Origin of the sequence: Sulfitobacter sediminilitoris (genome assembly GCF_010667575.1) — a bacterium.
In the GTDB taxonomy this organism is placed as follows: Bacteria; Pseudomonadota; Alphaproteobacteria; order Rhodobacterales; family Rhodobacteraceae; genus Sulfitobacter; species Sulfitobacter sediminilitoris.
Genome location: NZ_JAABNT010000073.1, coordinates 1 through 1,312 on the forward strand (window position 1 = coordinate 1; position 1,312 = coordinate 1,312).

Consider the following 1,312-nt stretch of genomic DNA (forward strand, 5'->3'; position numbering starts at 1 on the left):
TGACGATGATGACGACGATGACGACGATGATGATGACGACGATGATGATGACGATGATGACGACGACGATGACGACGATGATGACGACGATGATGACGACGATGATGACGACGATGATGACGATGATGACGACGATGATGACGACGATGACGACGATGATGACGACGACGATGATGACGACGATGATGACGACGATGACGACGATGATGATGACGATGATGACGACGATGATGACGACGATGATGACGATGATGACGACGACGATGATGACGACGATGATGATGACGATGATGACGACGATGATGATGACGATGATGACGACGACGATGACGATGATGACGACGATGACGACGACGATGATGACGACGATGGGGAGGTCTTGGTTACAAGCTCGCCATCCAGGAGAACCATTGATACTGACTCGGCTGCCGAAAACGGTGCCGGCGCTCAGGGTGGCTCCAACTTTGGTAGAGATGACAGCACCGAATCGGGGTACTTCGGTGGAGATGACAGCTCTGATTCGGGAGGCGAAAATGGTGCCGGTGATCAGGGTGGCCATGGAGGCTTCGGAGGCGATAGATAGAGCCGAATTGAACTATCCCAATTACCAACAAAGAGGCGCCTCGTTAGAGGCGCCTCAATTCTGAAAGAGCAGAGATTTCTGGACTTTGGTGGTCTGACCGACAGCCCTGGCTACAATTAGGCTCGGTAGCCAAGCAGCGCGAAGTTCAACCGAACTACCCGATGGGGGCTCTCCAGATGGATCACCACGCTGACCCGATTGACTTGATCACAGGTCAGAAACGCCTTTACCGCATGCCACTGCGCCACGTTGGTGCCTAAAGGCAAGTATTGCTTTGGCAGATCTTGAATCATTTGGCTGCCTCGACCCGCAACAACAATAATGGCGGCATTTTCCATAGTAATCGCGTTCCCTAGGCTTGGGTACATTATGGGAGAGTTAAAAAACCTACCAATCTCATCGTCGCAGGATTAATCATCTTTATGATTTTTTAAGACAGCCTTTTCTTCAGATCCGAACTGGAGAGGGCACTGTAAAACAAATACGATTCAACAACTTATTGTATTTCAGCTTCCCCGGATAAACGCTCCAAGTTAAGAAAGAAATATCGTGGAAGACTTCTCCGATCTTGGTCCCATCAATGTCTTTGACAACATTGATCGGGCTTTGTTGCACAAATCCAGTGACGGGCAGAGTTCCCCTTTCCCCGGACGGACTTATCCTGCGGGCTCTGTGACGGGAATGCCGAGAGCAGTGTAGCGGTTGAGCACGGCGATGCGGATTTGGATT

General features: G+C 50.5%; 2 protein-coding genes. Both read right to left on the reverse strand.

The window, feature by feature from the left end:
- Nucleotides 1-559: hypothetical protein (locus tag GV827_RS23490; RefSeq protein ID WP_204326068.1), on the reverse strand; the 559-nt coding region annotated here is incomplete at its 3' end.
- Between the two features lie 140 nt (nt 560-699).
- Nucleotides 700-921, reverse strand: coding sequence for a 2-C-methyl-D-erythritol 4-phosphate cytidylyltransferase (locus GV827_RS23155; protein WP_164356696.1), 222 nt, complete (start codon nt 919-921; stop codon nt 700-702).
- Between the last annotated feature and the right edge of the window lie 391 nt (nt 922-1,312).

Coding starts and splice junctions, on each gene's coding strand:
- GV827_RS23155 (WP_164356696.1), bottom strand. CDS start 921: ATGGAAAATGCCGCCATTATTGTTGTTGCGGGTCGAGGCAGCCAAATG.